A 1595-nucleotide genomic window follows, 5' to 3' on the forward strand; every position below is an offset into this window, starting at 1 on the left:
TCGCCGTGCCGCGGCGGTCGCCCGGGCTGGACGCCTGACCGCCCGAACGCACCGGCCCGCCGAGACAGCGAGTCTCGGCGGGCCGGTGCGCGGGCCCGGTGGCCGTCAGGACTCGAGCGGAGTGATCTCCCCGGAGAAGTGCGGGCGCCGGCGCCGCGCATCCCAGCCGTACACGCGCGTGCCGCCGTCGGGCCCGGGCTCGTAGCGGACGGCCACGGTGGTCGGCAGCACGACGGGCGCCTCGAAGTCGATGTGCCAGCGGAACCCGGCGCCGGCCGGCTCACGGCCCTCGAGCATCCGGGCGGCCAGGAACATCCCGTGGGCGATCGCGCCCTTCATGCCGAACAGTCGAGCCGAGACGCCCGTCAGGTGGATCGGGTTCCAGTCCCCGGAGACGCCCGCGTACCGGCGTCCGGCCCCCGTCCCGAAGCGCCACTGGGCGGTCGGCGTCGGGGGCACGAAGTCCGGGCGGGCGGGCCGCTCGGGACGCAGGCCGGAGAGGTGGACGCCCTTGGCGAGGTACCGGGAGACGCCCTCCCACAGCAGTGCCTCCCCGCCGTCGTCGCCGGGCCCCTCGACGGTCACGACGACGTCCACGGCCGTGCCCGCGTGGTGCGGGACGAGACCCACCGCACGCGCGGTGACGCGCAGGGCGGTCTCAGCCGGGACGGGCCGGTGGTGCAGGACCGTGTTGCTCAGGTGCACCAGCCCGGGCAGGGGCAGCGGGAACTCGGGGTCGGCCATCAGCTCCATGGCCGCGCCGAACACCTGGGTGTGCACCAGGACCGAGGGCAGGTCCGCCGGATCCGCGGACCCGACGGCCCCGCGCCACGCGGTCACGGCCTCGGCCGGGATGCGGTGGCCGGTCACGACCACCTGACGGTCCGGGAGCTCGCGGGGACGGCGCCGACGGACGACGGCGTCCGTGGCGGCCCGCCCGGCGGCCCGGACGTAGAGCCGGCCGAGGGAGGGCGGGGCGGACAGCTGCGTGGTCTGCATCCTCACGCCCCCAGCTTCGACTGGCCGCAGACCCGCAGTGTGGCCCCGTTGGTGCCGCCGGCGGCGTCCGAGGCGAGCCAGGCCACCGTCTCGGCCACGTCCTGCGGCAGGCCGCCCTGCTGCAGCGCGTTGAGCCGCCGGCCCACCTCGCGCGTGGCGAGCGGGATCTTCGCGGTCATCTCGGTCTCGATGAAGCCCGGGGCCACCGCGTTGATCGTGCCCCCGCGGGCCGCGAGGACCGGGGCGGACGCCGCAGTCAGGCCGATGACCCCGGCCTTCGAGGCCGCGTAGTTCGTCTGGCCGCGGTTGCCCGCGATGCCGGAGATGGAGGCGAGGCCCACGATGCGCAGCCCCTGACCCGCCACGTCCCGGGCGTCCTCGGCGAGGAAGGCCTCGTTCATGGCCAGCTGGGCCGTGGTGTTCACGGCAAGGACGGAGTCCCAGCGTGCGGCGTCCATGTTGGCCAGCATCCGGTCCCGGGTGATCCCGGCGTTGTGCACCACCACGTCCATCCGGCCGTGCCGGGTGCGGCAGTGCTCGAGGATGCGCGCGCCGGCGTCCGGCGCCGTGATGTCCAGCGCGAGCGCGGTGCCGCC

2 protein-coding genes are annotated in these 1595 nt (G+C 76.0%); both read right to left on the bottom strand.

What is annotated here, in order from left to right:
- Nucleotides 1-105 precede the first annotated feature (105 nt).
- On the bottom strand, nt 106-999 hold the full coding sequence (locus D8M29_RS11760; RefSeq protein WP_044658921.1) for a MaoC/PaaZ C-terminal domain-containing protein: 894 nt from the start codon (nt 997-999) through the stop codon (nt 106-108).
- A 2-nt stretch (nt 1000-1001) separates the two neighbouring features.
- Nucleotides 1002-1595: SDR family oxidoreductase (locus D8M29_RS11765; RefSeq protein WP_127446004.1), on the bottom strand; the 594-nt coding region annotated here is incomplete at its 5' end.

The sequence above is a fragment of the Micrococcus sp. HSID17227 genome (assembly GCF_003989405.1).
Taxonomy (GTDB): domain Bacteria; phylum Actinomycetota; class Actinomycetes; order Actinomycetales; family Micrococcaceae; genus Micrococcus; species Micrococcus luteus.

Bases quoted from the DNA above. Each gene is read 5' to 3' on its own strand.
- D8M29_RS11760 (WP_044658921.1), bottom strand. From the start codon at position 999: ATGCAGACCACGCAGCTGTCCGCCCCGCCCTCCCTCGGCCGGCTCTAC.